13 protein-coding genes are annotated in these 13,458 nt (G+C 56.6%); 6 read left to right on the top strand and 7 right to left on the bottom strand.

Annotation, left to right across the window (positions count from 1 at the left end):
* Positions 1 to 59: 59 nt before the first annotated feature.
* Positions 60 to 701, bottom strand: a complete 642-nt coding sequence (locus ACLGE8_RS20915; protein ID WP_411000955.1) for a LysM-like peptidoglycan-binding domain-containing protein — start codon at positions 699 to 701, stop codon at positions 60 to 62.
* Positions 702 to 900: 199 nt separating this feature from the next.
* Here ACLGE8_RS20915 and fklB point away from each other — a divergent pair, with 199 nt between their 5' ends.
* From fklB to nudI, 3 genes are all read left to right on the top strand, one after another.
* A complete protein-coding gene (fklB, locus tag ACLGE8_RS20910) occupies positions 901 to 1,521 on the top strand; it encodes an FKBP-type peptidyl-prolyl cis-trans isomerase (protein WP_220439636.1) in 621 nt (206 codons plus the stop codon).
* A gap of 302 nt (positions 1,522 to 1,823) precedes the next feature.
* Positions 1,824 to 3,230, top strand: coding sequence for a D-serine/D-alanine/glycine transporter (gene cycA, locus ACLGE8_RS20905; RefSeq protein ID WP_411000953.1), 1,407 nt, complete (start codon positions 1,824 to 1,826; stop codon positions 3,228 to 3,230).
* A gap of 259 nt (positions 3,231 to 3,489) precedes the next feature.
* The gene (gene nudI, locus ACLGE8_RS20900) at positions 3,490 to 3,915 is read left to right on the top strand and encodes a nucleoside triphosphatase NudI (RefSeq protein ID WP_411000951.1); all 426 of its coding nucleotides are present in this window, start codon (positions 3,490 to 3,492) and stop codon (positions 3,913 to 3,915) included.
* 36 nt (positions 3,916 to 3,951) lie between these two features.
* Here nudI and ytfE read toward each other — a convergent pair whose 3' ends face one another.
* Positions 3,952 to 4,614 carry an iron-sulfur cluster repair protein YtfE gene (ytfE, locus tag ACLGE8_RS20895; protein WP_411000949.1) on the bottom strand — a complete coding sequence of 221 codons (663 nt, stop codon included), beginning with the start codon at positions 4,612 to 4,614 and terminating at the stop codon, positions 3,952 to 3,954.
* Positions 4,615 to 4,844: 230 nt separating this feature from the next.
* Between ytfE and ACLGE8_RS20890 the strand changes: the two genes are divergently transcribed.
* Positions 4,845 to 6,494 (top strand): methyl-accepting chemotaxis protein, encoded by a 1,650-nt coding sequence (locus ACLGE8_RS20890; protein WP_411000947.1) that lies wholly within the window; start codon positions 4,845 to 4,847, stop codon positions 6,492 to 6,494.
* Between the two features lie 74 nt (positions 6,495 to 6,568).
* Here the strand turns inward: ACLGE8_RS20890 and ACLGE8_RS20885 are convergent, their stop codons facing one another.
* The 3 genes from ACLGE8_RS20885 to ACLGE8_RS20875 all read right to left on the bottom strand — a co-directional run bounded on the left by ACLGE8_RS20885 (position 6,569) and on the right by ACLGE8_RS20875 (position 9,368).
* Entirely contained in the window at positions 6,569 to 7,537 is a 969-nt protein-coding gene (locus ACLGE8_RS20885; protein ID WP_411001000.1) for a DMT family transporter, read from the bottom strand.
* 76 nt (positions 7,538 to 7,613) lie between these two features.
* Positions 7,614 to 8,438: an AraC family ligand binding domain-containing protein gene (locus tag ACLGE8_RS20880; RefSeq protein WP_411000945.1), complete on the bottom strand. Its 825-nt coding sequence runs from the start codon at positions 8,436 to 8,438 to the stop codon at positions 7,614 to 7,616.
* Positions 8,439 to 8,519: 81 nt separating this feature from the next.
* Positions 8,520 to 9,368, bottom strand: coding sequence for an SDR family oxidoreductase (locus ACLGE8_RS20875; protein WP_411000943.1), 849 nt, complete (start codon positions 9,366 to 9,368; stop codon positions 8,520 to 8,522).
* An 84-nt stretch (positions 9,369 to 9,452) separates the two neighbouring features.
* Here ACLGE8_RS20875 and ACLGE8_RS20870 point away from each other — a divergent pair, with 84 nt between their 5' ends.
* Positions 9,453 to 9,839 (top strand): winged helix-turn-helix transcriptional regulator, encoded by a 387-nt coding sequence (locus ACLGE8_RS20870; RefSeq protein ID WP_411000941.1) that lies wholly within the window; start codon positions 9,453 to 9,455, stop codon positions 9,837 to 9,839.
* 106 nt (positions 9,840 to 9,945) lie between these two features.
* Here the strand turns inward: ACLGE8_RS20870 and ACLGE8_RS20865 are convergent, their stop codons facing one another.
* Positions 9,946 to 11,889 carry a bifunctional 2',3'-cyclic-nucleotide 2'-phosphodiesterase/3'-nucleotidase gene (locus ACLGE8_RS20865; RefSeq protein ID WP_411000939.1) on the bottom strand — a complete coding sequence of 648 codons (1,944 nt, stop codon included), beginning with the start codon at positions 11,887 to 11,889 and terminating at the stop codon, positions 9,946 to 9,948.
* Positions 11,890 to 12,101: 212 nt separating this feature from the next.
* Between ACLGE8_RS20865 and cysQ the strand changes: the two genes are divergently transcribed.
* Complete coding sequence (gene cysQ / locus ACLGE8_RS20860) at positions 12,102 to 12,848, top strand: 3'(2'),5'-bisphosphate nucleotidase CysQ (protein ID WP_411000937.1); 747 nt, start codon at positions 12,102 to 12,104, stop codon at positions 12,846 to 12,848.
* Here the strand turns inward: cysQ and ACLGE8_RS20855 are convergent.
* The gene (locus ACLGE8_RS20855) at positions 12,845 to 13,399 is read right to left on the bottom strand and encodes a YtfJ family protein (protein ID WP_411000935.1); all 555 of its coding nucleotides are present in this window, start codon (positions 13,397 to 13,399) and stop codon (positions 12,845 to 12,847) included. The genes cysQ and ACLGE8_RS20855 overlap by 4 nt on opposite strands.
* Between the last annotated feature and the right edge of the window lie 59 nt (positions 13,400 to 13,458).

Here is a 13,458-nt window from a genome sequence, read left to right as displayed (position 1 = left end):
AAGTAGCCCGGTCGAGCGAAGCGACGCCGGGGAGACCCGGCATCGATATGAAAGAAGCGTTAACGTGCGCGAATAAAGCTGCCGTCCTGCTGGCGGGTAAACAGCACCTGACCGTTGTCAGATTCGATGGTTAACCCGGTAACAACACCGTTTGCGTTCTTACGAATCTGCACTTTCTGACCATTCTTCAGGTTACTCAGCGGCTTACCAGCACCCTCAACCTGAGCCATGGCATACACATCGGTTGGCGGCAGATTGTTATCGCGGAAAAGCTGCGCCAGCGTTTTGCCTGCCTCGACCTGGTAGCTGCGCCATTCATTGTTGCCGCGGCTCTCCTGATAAGGCTGAGTACGCGAAGGTGCGGCCTGCTGTTCGCTCGGCTGCTCTTCCTGCACCGGCTCCGGTGCCACAGGGGCAACCTGATCGAGATCGTTAGACGGTGTCACCAACTGAGCATGTAGCGGCTGGGCATCCGGCTGCGGCGTTTGCGATTGTGACTGAAAATCCAGCTGCGCGTTGCGGGCGACCTGCGGCGGCGGGCTGTCGTCAGCAGAAGGCAGCAGGAAGCCGATGATAATAGCCAATGCAGCAACGATCACGCCGCGACGATGGGCATGCGGCAGCGGGTCCATAATGCGGAGATTGTCCGGCGCATGCCAGATTTTCGCCAGCAAAGGTTTTATTTCAACTCTCCCGGGCATGGCTCTCCTCCTGCTCCGTGTCGATGCTATCCAGTATAGATGGCTAACTGCCTGATGAACGTGGCAAAGCGTACTTTCATCATATCCTGTATTGTTTCTTTTTCCCGGTAATTTGTCATCTTTCCTGACACAAAGTTTTACCCTGTGCGGCGTGGCTGCTATGCTGCCCGCTACTTTATACCCGAAGAAAGGAAAGACGATGGCCACCCCGACTTTTGACACTATTGAGGCACAGGCAAGCTACGGTATCGGCCTGCAGGTAGGGCAGCAGCTGAGCGAGTCCGGTTTGCAGGGTTTACTGCCGGAAGCACTGGTTGCCGGTATCGCCGATGCGCTGGAAGGCAAACAGCCTGCCGTGCCGGTAGACGTTGTTCATCGTGCGCTGCGTGAAATCCACGAACGTGCTGATGCCGTGCGTCGTGAGCGTTTTGCGGCGATGGCCGAAGACGGCGTGAAATATCTGGAAGAAAACCGTGAGAAAGAAGGCGTCAACAGCACCGAATCCGGTCTGCAGTTCCGCGTTCTGACCCAGGGCGAAGGCGCAATCCCAGCGCGTACCGATCACGTTCGCGTACACTACACCGGTAAGCTGATTGACGGCACCGTATTTGACAGCTCCGTCGCGCGTGGCGAACCGGCTGAATTCCCGGTTAACGGCGTTATCGCGGGCTGGATTGAAGCACTGACCCTGATGCCGGTTGGCTCTAAGTGGGAACTGACTATCCCTCACAACCTGGCCTACGGCGAGCGCGGCGCGGGTGCTTCCATCCCTCCGTTCAGCACGCTGGTCTTCGAAGTCGAGTTACTGGAAATCCTGTAATCCTCGCACTTATCCTCTCTCCGTCCGGGGAGGGGATACAAACTCCTGAAGTTAGATATATGTTGGGATTTAATTTTGCAAATACAGCAATTGCGTGTATTTTTGTGAGCTGTTTCCCATAGGTGAGGTGATATAACACTCACTTTAAACATATAATTAACATTATATTTAAATCATAGTATTCATCCCTCCGATTCTTACCTAATATCGAGACATCCTATTGATAGGATCGTCTTGCATGACGACATAAAGGGCCAGTAGAGCCCGCACAACACAGACAGAAACAACAGGAAGAAAATTACATGGTTGATCAGATCAAAGTCGCTGCTGCCGCTGAGCAGGAGCCGGCTGAACAATCGCTACGGCGAAACCTCACAAACCGACATATTCAGCTTATTGCCATCGGCGGCGCCATTGGTACCGGGCTGTTTATGGGATCGGGCAAAACTATCAGTCTCGCTGGGCCATCGATCATCTTCGTTTATATGATCATCGGCTTTATGCTTTTCTTCGTGATGCGCGCAATGGGCGAGCTGCTGCTCTCCAACCTCGAGTACAAATCGTTCAGCGACTTTGCCGCTGACCTGCTTGGCCCATGGGCCGGGTATTTTACCGGCTGGACCTACTGGTTCTGCTGGGTGGTGACCGGGATGGCGGACGTCGTTGCGATTACTGCCTACGCGCAGTTCTGGTTCCCCGGGCTCTCTGACTGGGTGGCCTCGCTGGCGGTAGTCGTCCTGCTGCTGAGCCTGAACCTCGCCACCGTGAAGATGTTCGGTGAGATGGAGTTCTGGTTTGCGATGATTAAAATCGTCGCCATCGTGGCGCTGATTATCGTCGGCCTGGTGATGGTGCTGATGCACTTCAAATCGCCGACCGGCGTAGAAGCGTCGTTTGCCCACCTGTGGAACGACGGCGGCTGGTTCCCGAAAGGCATCAGCGGCTTCTTTGCGGGCTTCCAGATAGCGGTCTTCGCCTTCGTGGGGATTGAGTTGGTTGGCACCACCGCGGCGGAAACCAAAGATCCGGAGAAATCCCTGCCGCGCGCGATTAACTCGATTCCCATTCGTATCATCATGTTCTACGTGTTCGCGCTGATTGTTATTATGTCCGTGACCCCGTGGAGCTCGGTGGTACCGAACAAGAGCCCGTTTGTTGAACTGTTCATGCTGGTCGGCCTGCCAGCGGCGGCGAGCATCATCAACTTCGTGGTGCTGACTTCTGCGACGTCCTCCGCCAACAGCGGCGTGTTCTCAACCAGCCGTATGCTGTTCGGCCTGGCGCAGGACGGCGTAGCACCAGGCCTGTTCGCGAAGCTTTCTAAGCGCGCGGTACCGGCAAAAGGGCTGACCTTCTCCTGTATCTGCCTGCTGGGCGGCGTGGTGATGCTGATGGTGAACCCTAGTGTAATCGCGGCCTTCACCATGATAACCACCGTGTCGGCGATTCTGTTTATGTTCGTCTGGACGATTATCCTGTGCTCTTACCTGGTATACCGTAAGCAGCGCCCACACCTGCATGAGAAATCCATCTACAAAATGCCGCTGGGCAAGGTGATGTGCTGGGTCTGCATGGCGTTCTTCGCCTTCGTCCTGGTGTTGCTGACCCTGGAAGCGGATACCCGCGAAGCGCTGATGGTGACGCCAATCTGGTTCATCGTGCTGGGGCTGGGTTGGATGTTCCTGCGTAAGAACAAGCTGGCTAAGTAAGAGAATTTGCCCCCTCACCCCGGCCCTCGCCCCAGAGGGGCGAGGGAGAAAACCGTATCGAGCGGTCCCATCCCCGGTGAGCGAGGACGAAAACCGCACCGAACGGTCCCCTCTCCCCTTTGGGGAGAGGGTTAGGGTGAGGGGAAACGACACAAAGCGCCCATCGTGGCGCTTTCTTCGTTTTTGAGCCCCATCTCGTAGTCCCCCTTTTCTTAACGTGCTACTTTCCCCGCCACAACGAAACGCGTATGGAGATGAAATGCGTCAGAGAACGATTGTCTGCCCGGTGATTCAAAACGAGGGCGAATACCTGCTGTGTAAAATGGCTGATGACCGCGGCGTTTTCCCCGGGCAATGGGCGATTTCCGGCGGCGGAATGGAGCCTGGCGAAACCATGGAAGAGGCGCTGAGACGTGAAATTGGTGAAGAGCTGGGAGACGCGCTGGAGATTACCGAAGTGAAGCCGTGGGCCTTCCGCGATGATGTGCGGGTAAAAACCTACGCCGACGGAACGACCGAGCAGATCTACATGATATATCTCATCTTCGACTGCGTGAGCTCCAACCGGGATATTACGTTTAACGAGGAGTTTCAGGAGGTCGCCTGGGTGAAACCCGAAGCGTTGGCCGATATGGATCTCAACGTCGCGACGCGGGAAACCTTCCGTCAGAAAGGCCTGCTGTAAAAAAAACGCCTCCCGCTGGGGAGGCGCTTAGCCATCTTATTCGCCTTTGAGCGCGCGTGGGAACAGCACGTTATTCTCGAGGCTGATGTGTTCCATCAGGTCGTCGATCATTTCGTTGATGCCGTTATACATCGCCTTCCAGGTGGTGCAGGCTTCCGGCGGAATGGTGACGTTCTGGGTGGTGTGCTTGATCACTTCCAGCAGTTCACCCGCCTCGTCATGCTCGCTTTCCATTACGCTGATCGGCCCCATCGCCTGGCTGCCCATACCTTGTTTGATCATCGGGAACAGGATCTGTTCCTCTTTCATCATGTGGCTGGAAAGCTCCTGGTGCAGCATGGTCAGGTATTTCGCCAGACCTTTCGGCACGTTCGGTTTGTCGGCGTGGACGCGTTCGACTTTGGTGGCCTGCAGAATCAGCTCCGGCAGCTGTTCGCGGTGACGGTCATGGTAACGGACGATGATGTGGTCGATGATTTCGGCCAGCGGCGCAACGCGCCAGTCTTTTTCCACCGGCTGCTCGGCCAGCTTCGCCAGCTCGGCTTCAATCACGGCAACGTCGAGCTCTTTGCGGTCCGCCGCGCGGCCCAGCGTCTGCTTACCGCCACAGCAGTAATCCATATCGTATTTACGGAACAGCGCGGATGCGCGTGGGATGGAGAGCGCCAGCTCTCCTAATGGTTGGTCGCGAAAGGCCATTGCAGTTACCTCGTCATCAATAATATAAGATGCATTTTAAATGCATCTTTAAATCGAATATATACCCCTTTGTAGGCAGGGGAATTAAGTGATGGTTGTCACAAAAAATTATTACGCTTTAACGTGCTGAATCTTATTAAGAATGATGCTGGTAAGACCTGAATCGATTAAACAAGCGCGTGGCGCTGCCGATAGTGAGACTTCAGACCACCTGCACTTAAAGGCAAATGATGTTTAAAAGAATAAAAGTGATTACCGTACTGATTGTCGTGCTGGTCGCGCTGGGCGCGATGCAGCTGATTTCGGCGGGCGTATTCGTGCGCGCGCTGAATAACGACAAGCAGAATTTTACCGTCTCGCAGCTCTCCAGCCAGAACGTGGCGGAGTTTACCGATGCGTGGATCAGTCTTAACCAGGCGCGTGTGACCCTCAACCGCGGCATGCTGCGTCTGCAGGGCACAATGGCGAGCAGCGTTAACGGCGGCGAACTGAAAACGCTGGTGGAGACGGCCAACAATCTGCTGGCCGATGCGAAACGTCATTACGACACCTATTACGCTTTACCGGAAACGCCGGGCATGGACGGCCATCTGTCAGACAGCCTCGAGAAACAATACGGTATCTACTCCGCAACGCTCGCCCGCATGAATGAATTGCTGGCGGAAGGTAAGCTGGAAGAGATGTTCAAGCAAAACGCTGAGCAAAAACAGCAGGCGATGCAGGCGGTTTATCAAGACTGGCGTGCGGCGCAGGCAACGCTGACCAGCGCCGGGGTGAAACAAAACGAGAGCGACTACGTGCGGATTTTGTGGAGCCTTGGGGCCATGCTGGCAGTGGCGCTGGCGGTTATTGTGGTGAGCTGGGTGGCGATGCAGCGCGTGCTGCTCAAGCCATTGCATAACGTGATGGACCACATTCGTCACATTGCCGAAGGCGACCTGACCAACGATATCAATACCGAAGGCAGTAACGAAATGGCGCTGCTGGCGCGTAATGTCAACGATATGCAGCAGTCGCTGGCGAAGACGGTTGGTGTGGTTCGCGAAGGGGCGGACACCATCTACACCGGCGCAGGCGAAATTTCTGCTGGCAGTAATGACCTTTCTTCCCGCACCGAACAGCAGGCGGCCTCGCTGGAACAGACCGCTGCCAGCATGGAACAGCTGACCGCGACGGTGAAGCAGAACGCCGACAACGCGCGTCAGGCCACCCAACTGGCGCAGAACGCCTCTGCAACCGCGCAGAAGGGCGGTAATGTCGTCGACGGCGTGGTGCGTACTATGGACGAGATTGCCGCCAGCTCCAGCAAAATTGCCCAGATCACCAACGTCATTGATGGCATTGCCTTCCAGACCAATATTCTGGCGCTGAACGCGGCGGTAGAAGCGGCGCGAGCCGGTGAGCAAGGGCGCGGCTTTGCCGTGGTTGCTGGTGAAGTGCGTACGCTGGCGCAGCGCAGCGCGCAGGCGGCGAAAGAGATTAAAGGGCTGATTGATGATTCGGGTAACCGCGTCAACGCCGGCTCCGCGCTGGTGCACGAAGCGGGTGAAACGATGGCGGAGATCGTCAATGCCGTTACCCGCGTCAGCGACATCATGGGCGAAATCGCTTCCGCCTCCGATGAGCAGAGCCGCGGTATTGACCAGGTGGGCCAGGCGGTTGCCGAAATGGACCGCGTTACCCAGCAGAACGCCTCGCTGGTGGAGGAGTCCGCCAGTGCAGCATCAGCGCTGGAAGAGCAGGCAGCACGCCTGAATGAGACGGTGGCGGTATTTAAAATCTCCCGCCAGCAGTCGATGCAGAAAGCGCCAGTGAAGAAAGCCTTCGTGCCAACGGCGAAAGCCGCGCCGCTCAACGAAGCGAACTGGGAAACGTTCTAAGCCTCAGGCGTCAACGCCTTATCCGGCCTACATGAGATCGTGCAGTCCTTGTAGGCCTGATAAGCGCAGCGCCATCAGGCATCCCCCGAAACCGGCACCACCGTCGGTTTCTGTGGTTTTGACCGCACCGCAATCACCACGCCAATCACCAGCAGCGTAATTCCGCTCAGCGTCAACATCGGCGGCATCTCCTGGCGTAAGAGGAAGGTGTACAGCAACCCCGCCAGCGTTTCAAAGACGATCAATGGCCCAAGGATCACCGTCGGAAGCCGCTGGCTCGCCACGTTCCAGCACAGTGCACCGACCCATGAACAGAGCACGGCGATGGCGATCATCAACCCAATAAACACCGTTGGCCGTGGGCCGAAAGGTAGCGCAAACTCCGGCGTCTGGGCGTTCAGCCACCAGCAGGCCGCGACGTAGCCGACAACGGAAACCGGCAGCGTGACCAGCGCCTGTGCGGTCGCCCACATCAGCGGTGGCTGGTGCGGGTTTTCTCGAAGCCAGCGGGCGTTACGCAGGGCATACCACGCCCAGCACACTACTGAAACGCTCGCCAGCGCAATCCCGGTGCCGTAGCGCCAGCCGCTAAAGTCCGGCAGCCCCTGACGCAGTTCGGCGATATTCACGCACAGCAGCCCGATGCCAATCAGTACCAGCGCGGGCATCAGCCGCATCCACGACAGCTTACCGTCGCGTTGGCTATAGAGCAGGTTGGCAAAAATCGGGATCACCACCGGCAGCGTGGCGATGATCATCGTGGAAACCGGCGCTCCGGTGCGCTGAATGGCGCTGGCAAGGCAGACGTAATAGATAAGGTTGCCAACCATCGTCAGCCCCAGCGCTGTCCACCAGTCCTGACGCGTCAGCTGGCCCAGACGCGCCCGGCCAAGCCACGCCAGCGGCAGGGCAATCAGCCCCAGCGCCAGATAGCGCCCCATCGATTGCAAAACCGCCGGGTAATCCGGCACGATTAACGGCCCGACAAAAATCAGCCCCCACATCAAACCCGCTAACAGGGCATACAGCACACCGCTAATCATCATGATTTCCACTTCTGTTGAACATGCTGAAAAGTGTAGGAGGGTAAAGAGATGCCGTATTGTATGAGATTGCTGATTAGCGACGGGCAACCTGTTTTTGGTAGCGCACTGGCGTGATGCCGTAGCGTTGGGTAAAGGCGCGGGTGAGGTGCGACTGGTCGGTTAGCCCGGTTGCGGCGGCGACTTCAGCGGCGGGCATGCCGTGGGTCAGAAACTCTTTGGCGCGCCATAAGCGTACGGCCATCAGCATCTGGTGCGGCGTGACGTGGAAATGGGCTTTGAACTGACGCTGGAAGTGCCACGGGCTCAGAGCCGCGACGTTCGCCAGTTCGTCGAGGGTGATGGGGTGCATGTAGTTGTCGTAGAGATAGTCGCGCACGTGGGCAAAGCGGTGCGCCCCTTCAGCCAGTACAGGCGCATGACAGGCCAGCGGCTGGAAGGTGTCGATCATATCCAGCAGCAGCCCTTTTTGCGCGAGCGGGTCGTCGGTATGCCAGAGGGCGTGGATCTGGCGACCAATCAACAGTGAGCGCTGCGGGTCGTGGCGGGTGACGTCATCAAACCACCAGTGGCGAACGCCGGTGACCTCTTCAAGCAGGTCGGGCTGGAGGTAAATCATCCGGTAGCGCCAGCCGTCGGCGGTTTCTGCCTCGCCGGTGTGCAGTTCGTCCGGGTTCATGGTGACAACCGAGTGAATTGGCGCAACGTACTGGGTACCGCGATAGCGAAAGCGCTCGGCACCGGCTTCAATCACGCCAATACCAAAGGCTTCGTGGGTGTGGGGTTCAAAGGCGTAGCGGGAGATATGGGCATGATAAAGCTCAACGCCCGGCACCTGCGCCAGATGGCGAAAGCGGGCGCTGTCTTTCTCATCGCTGAACTGTTCTGGTACGCCTTGCACGTGATGTTTCCCCCTGGACCATTCTTTTATTATCAGAGATGGCCCGCGGGGGCGCTACCACATTTAACCGATTTTTAACGATTACAGGATGCCTTTGACGCTCTCAGCAAGCGGCGTGGTTGGGCGACCAATCAGTTTGCTCAGGGTATGGCTGTCGTCGAACAGACCGCCTTTGGAGGCGCCAACGTCAGAGTCCGCCAGCATGTCAGCCAGACCGGCAGGCAGGCCCACGCTTTTGAGCGCGGCAGCGAAATCGGCCTGGCTCAGGTTCTGATACACCACTTTTTTACCGCTCTGTTTTGCCAGTTCGGCGGCCAGTTCGCCGAGCGTCCAGCCGTGGTCCCCTGCCAGCTCGTAAACCTTCCCTGCGTGCCCTTCTTCAGCGATGACGCGCGCGGCAGCAGCAGCGTAATCTTCACGGGTGGCTGAGGCAATTTTGCCTTCACCGGCAGCACCGATAAACACGCCGTGCTCCAGCGCAGGCGGTGCGCTCGCCAGATAGTTTTCGGTGTACCAGCCGTTACGCAGCAGCGCGTAAGGAATGCCGGAATCAGCCAGCATCTTCTCAGTTTCGACGTGTTCAACGTGCAGGCCCAGCGGCGATGTATCGGCGTGCAGCAGGCTGGTGTAGGCGATAAATTTCACGCCCGCGGCTTTGGCGGCATTGATGATGTTACGGTGCTGCGGCGCGCGCTGGCCGACTTCGCTGGAGGAGATAATCAGCAGCTTATCCACGCCCTGCAAGGCTTTGGTCAGCGCTGCTTCGTCGCCGTAATCGGCCTGACGAACGACGATCCCTTTCTGGCTCAGCGCTTCAGCTTTTGCCGGGTTGCGGACAACGGCAACCAGCTGGCTGGCGGCGGTAGTGTTGAGCAGGTTAGCAATCACGTGCTGGCCAAGCTGGCCGGTGGCTCCGGTAATGGCGATCATGGGTCTTCTCCTTCGTGTTCGTATGGTGTTGTGGTAAGCTATCATCATAACTAACTTTTAGTAAGTACGTACAAAAAGGTAAGTATGAAAGAAATGAATCCGACGCTGACGCAAAAGCTGCGCAATGGCAATCTGTTTGCCGAAAGCTGCCCTTCGCGGGACGTGCTCAAACACGTGACAAGCCGTTGGGGTGTGCTGATTCTGGTGGCGCTGCGCGAAGGCACACATCGCTTTAGCGACCTGCGCCGCAAGATGGGCGGGGTCAGCGAAAAAATGCTCGCCCAGTCGCTGCAGGCGCTGGAGCAGGATGGTTTTATCAACCGCATCTCCTACCCGGTGGTGCCACCGCACGTTGAGTATAGCCTGACGCCGCTGGGTGAAGAGGTGAGTGAGAAGGTGGCGGCGCTGGCAGATTGGATTGAGGTGAATTTGCCGGTGGTGATGGCACAGCAGATCCCGGCGTCGGCGTAAACGCCTCGGCCGGACGACGTTTGCCGGATGGCGCTGCGCTTATCCGGCCTACCATGCTAACTCGCGTGTAGGCCGGGTAAGGCGTAGCCGCCACCCGGCAGGTCTTTTACTTACTCAAATCCAGCTGATAAATTGCAAACCCAATATCATCCGTCGCCACCTGCTTCATCGGATACTGTGCTTTCTCTTTGATAAACGCCGCTGCTTTTTCTGATGGCGAGGTTTCAAAGCGGATATCCAGTTTGGTGTCGCTGTGTATCGGGGCCAGGCGCCAGTTGTTATCCGCCGCTGGGTGAATTTCCCCGTTTTTCTTCGACTGTTCGCTAATCCACGCCGCCAGCACCGAACGGTTTTCATCTGGTGAAGCGAAAGCGATATGGCTGTCGCCAGTGCCCGCGAACTTGCCGCCGTAAGCGCGGTAGTTATTGGTGGCGACGAGGAAGGTGGCGTTCGGGTCAATCGGCTTGCCGTTAAAGGTCAGGTTCTTGATACGCTCAGATGTCGGGTTAATGCTCTGACATTCGCCGTCGTAGCGCGCCGGTTGGGTGACATCTACCTGATAATCGACACCGTCGATAACATCGAAGTTATAGGTGCGGAAACCGTCCCAGTTAATCAGCGACTGCGGCTTGCTGCTGTGTGGGTCAATCTGGTTGAACTGCCCGGCAGAGCACTCCAGCCACTCTTTCACCTCTTTGCCGCTGGCTTTCACCACTACCAGGGTATTCGGGTAGAGATAGAGGTCGGCGGCATTACGGAAGGTGAGCTGGCCTTTTTCCACTTCAACGTAGCTTGCCGGGTCGTTCTTACGTCCGCCGACTTTAAACGGCGCGGCGGCAGAAAGCACCGGCAGTTTTGCCAGGTCCGGGTCGCCCTGAATAAAGTGCTCAACGTAGGCTTTCTGCGCCATGTTCACCACCTGCACGGTCGGGTCATCCTGCACCAGTGACAGGTAGCTGTACATATTGTCGGAAGACTTGCCGATAGGCTTGCTGACAAACTCGCGGGTGGCATCGTGATCGGCCTTCAGCGCATCAACCAGCTTGTGGTCTTCTGCCGCCAGTGATTTCTTCGCTGCTGCATCGTAAATCGGACGCGCCTGCGCCTGTGCAGAGGTCACCTGCCATTTGCCGCTGTCATTGTTCAGCACCAGGTCCACCACACCCAGATGGTCGCCCCACATTCCCGGCATTACCGCTGGAATACCGTTAAGTGTGCCTTTGGCGATATCCGCCCCTTTGATGCTGGCGAAGTCTTTGCTCGGGAAGACCGCGTGCGCGTGACCAAACATAATCGCATCGACGCCCGGCACCTGGCTTAAGTAATAGACGGAGTTCTCCGCCATCGCCTGATACGGGTCAGCGGAGAGGCCGGAGTGGGCAATCACCACCACCACGTCTGCGCCCTTGGCGCGCATCTCTGGTACATATTGACGTGCGGTTTCGGTGATGTCGTTCACCGTCACTTTGCCGCTCAGATTGGCCTTATCCCAGGTCATGATCTGCGGCGGTACAAAACCGATATAGCCAATTTTCAGCGTCTGCTTATGACCGTCTTTATCGACGACCTCAGTTTCTTTAATCAGATACGGCGTAAACAGCGGCTTTTTGGTCTTAACGTCGATGATATTGGCGTTAACGTACGGAAATTTGGCGCCTGCCAGCGCTTTATGCAGATAATCCAGACCGTAGTTGAATTCGTGGTTACCGAGGTTACCGACGCTGTAATCGAGCAGGTTCATGGCCTTATAAACCGGGTGTACATCGCCCTGTTTCAGCCCTTTGGCCGCCATGTAATCGCCCATCGGGCTGCCCTGGATAACGTCGCCGTTATCGACCAGTACGCTGTTTTTTACTTCATCGCGGGCGGCGTTAATCAGGCTCGCGGTGCGCACCAGGCCGAACTTCTCGGTGGCGGTATCTTTGTAGTAATCAAAATCCATCATATTGCTGTGCAAATCAGTGGTTTCCATAATGCGGAGATCCACCGTGGCGGCATTTACGCTGGCAGCAATCAACGTCGCCAGAAGCGTTGCGCTAAACTTGATCATCAGAGGCATCCTTTTTTTAGATCTGACACACAGATTTAAATGTATTTGTATTCTGTTACTTACGAGGATGTGAATCATGCCAGAAAAGCGTGACAGGAAATCGGCAGCGGTTCACAGATATCCGGGACGATGATGGGAATAGCAGAATTAACGGCGATGCGATATAAATAAAACAATAAGTTAACGCCACTGTAATCTCAACGAGGTGGAGAATGTTAGAACAAGTCTGTCAGCTTGCGCGTGACGCAGGCGATGCCATTATGCAGGTGTACGACGGAAAGCTGCCGCTGGACGTCACCAGCAAGCAGGATGATTCGCCGGTTACGGCCGCCGATATCGCCGCGCACCATGTGATCATCAAAGGGCTGAAGGCGCTGACGCCGGACGTGCCCATTCTCTCAGAAGAGGACCCGCCGGGCTGGGACGTACGCCAGCACTGGCAGCGCTACTGGCTGGTGGACCCGCTCGACGGCACCAAAGAGTTTATCAAGCGCAACGGCGAGTTCACGGTTAATATCGCGCTGATTGAAAACGGCAAAGCGGTGCTGGGCGTGGTGTTCGCGCCGGTGCTGAAGGTGATGTACAGCGCGGAAAGCGGCAAGGCGTGGAAAGAAGAGTGCGGCGTACGCAAGCAGATTCAGGTGCGCGACGCGAACCCGCCGAAGGTGGTGGTGAGCCGCTCCCACTATGCCAACGATGATGAGCTGAAAGAGTATCTGCAGCAGCTGGGCGAGCACGATACCGCGTCTATCGGCTCGTCGCTGAAGTTCTGCCTGGTGGCGGAAGGCGAAGCACAGCTTTACCCGCGCTTCGGGCCAACCAATATCTGGGATACCGCCGCAGGGCATGCGGTGGCTGCCGCAGCCGGCGCTCACGTCAACGACTGGCAGGGGAAAACGCTGGATTACACCCCGCGCGAATCGTTCCTGAACCCCGGCTTCCGGGTCTCTATTTTTTAATTGAGTAGCTTATGCAGCAGGGCAACCACCTGCTGCACTTCTGCCTGCGTTAACGCGCCATCTTTGGCCCACTGAACCCGCCCCTCTTTATCCAGAACCACAATGGCAGAGCTGCCTTCATCCAGCTGCCAGGCTTTGCGCACCAGACCATCGCTATCGACAACAAATTGCGACCACGGATAGAGCTTTTTATTGCTCTCAATGCTGCTGCGCACGAACATCGACGAACCTGGAATCGCGTCATCTGTATTCACAATCGTAGTGGTCTGGTAACGGTCGTGCGGCAGATTCGCCGCTTTAATCGCCTCAACGAGTGTGGCGTTTTTCTCTTTTGCCGATGTGCGGCCAGCAATATGTTGCACCACTCTCACTTTTCCAGGCAGCTGCGCGCTGTTCCAGTTTTTATAGCTAAACTTATCGTTATCAAGAATGAGTTCGCCGCGATCCGCCACGCCAACCGGCGAAACACGTTGTCCATTTGTAAAGTTATGCGCGGCAGCCATTAACGGCATTAACAGGCATGAAACCGCCAGCAGGGTACGTAGGGTCATGGTTTTTCCTTTTTATATGCAGGTGATCCGACCACTTGGTCGATAGCTTTAATCATATG

This window comes from Kluyvera sp. 142486, assembly GCF_046569695.1.
GTDB lineage: Bacteria > Pseudomonadota > Gammaproteobacteria > Enterobacterales > Enterobacteriaceae > Kluyvera.
This window is presented reverse-complemented; position numbering and strand designations above follow the sequence as displayed.

Excerpts from the sequence above, each read along its gene's own strand:
- ACLGE8_RS20915 (WP_411000955.1), bottom strand. The coding sequence starts at position 701 with ATGCCCGGGAGAGTTGAAATAAAACCTTTGCTGGCGAAAATCTGGCAT.
- fklB (WP_220439636.1), top strand. The coding sequence starts at position 901 with ATGGCCACCCCGACTTTTGACACTATTGAGGCACAGGCAAGCTACGGT.
- cycA (WP_411000953.1), top strand. The coding sequence starts at position 1,824 with ATGGTTGATCAGATCAAAGTCGCTGCTGCCGCTGAGCAGGAGCCGGCT.
- nudI (WP_411000951.1), top strand. The coding sequence starts at position 3,490 with ATGCGTCAGAGAACGATTGTCTGCCCGGTGATTCAAAACGAGGGCGAA.
- ytfE (WP_411000949.1), bottom strand. The coding sequence starts at position 4,614 with ATGGCCTTTCGCGACCAACCATTAGGAGAGCTGGCGCTCTCCATCCCA.
- ACLGE8_RS20890 (WP_411000947.1), top strand. The coding sequence starts at position 4,845 with ATGTTTAAAAGAATAAAAGTGATTACCGTACTGATTGTCGTGCTGGTC.
- ACLGE8_RS20885 (WP_411001000.1), bottom strand. The coding sequence starts at position 7,537 with ATGATTAGCGGTGTGCTGTATGCCCTGTTAGCGGGTTTGATGTGGGGG.
- ACLGE8_RS20875 (WP_411000943.1), bottom strand. The coding sequence starts at position 9,368 with ATGATCGCCATTACCGGAGCCACCGGCCAGCTTGGCCAGCACGTGATT.
- ACLGE8_RS20870 (WP_411000941.1), top strand. The coding sequence starts at position 9,453 with ATGAAAGAAATGAATCCGACGCTGACGCAAAAGCTGCGCAATGGCAAT.
- ACLGE8_RS20865 (WP_411000939.1), bottom strand. The coding sequence starts at position 11,889 with ATGATCAAGTTTAGCGCAACGCTTCTGGCGACGTTGATTGCTGCCAGC.
- cysQ (WP_411000937.1), top strand. The coding sequence starts at position 12,102 with ATGTTAGAACAAGTCTGTCAGCTTGCGCGTGACGCAGGCGATGCCATT.
- ACLGE8_RS20855 (WP_411000935.1), bottom strand. The coding sequence starts at position 13,399 with ATGACCCTACGTACCCTGCTGGCGGTTTCATGCCTGTTAATGCCGTTA.